The sequence below is a fragment of the Pseudomonas sp. FG36 genome, from assembly GCF_057809275.1.
This window is the reverse complement of sequence record NZ_JBMDJQ010000088.1, coordinates 1-509: the sequence shown is the minus strand read 5'-3', so window position 1 is coordinate 509 and position 509 is coordinate 1. Positions and strand designations below refer to the sequence as shown.

Sequence of the window (509 nt, the reverse complement as noted above, 5' to 3'; positions counted from 1 at the left end):
TAGGTATCTGGTTGGTTCGCCTGGGAATTCGACTGACTTTCAGCAGGCCAGGCCACCCACAAACCAATGGCAAGGATGAGCGATTCCACCGGACGCTCAAGGCCGAGGTACTAACCGGGCGCAGTTTTCGGGATCTGCGAGAAGCGCAGGAAGCTTTCGACCTCTGGCGGGGCATTTACAACTACAAGCGTCCTCATCAGCAGCTGGGCTACAAAGTACCGGCAGATCGCTATCAGATGAGCAGGCGGGCTTTCCCAAGCCGTCTACCGCCCGTTGAATACGGTCCCGATGATATTTTGGTGAAACCCTACAGCAGTCAGTTCCGCTTCAAGAAACGCTCATTTCGGATAGCCAAGGCGCTAGCAGCGCTATGTGTTGGCGCTCCGTCGCAGCGATCAAGGGCCTGACCATTTTGATGTTTACTTTTGCCAGCACAAGCTGCGAACCATCGACTTCAACAACCCCGACGGTAAGCGATAATGTGTCCACCATGTCCCCGCACATGTGTC

At 55.0% G+C, this 509-nt stretch carries 1 pseudogene; it reads left to right on the top strand.

What is annotated here, in order from left to right:
• Positions 1 to 480, top strand: a pseudogene (locus tag ACODS9_RS26545) (integrase core domain-containing protein); the annotation flags it as partial.
• Between the last annotated feature and the right edge of the window lie 29 nt (positions 481 to 509).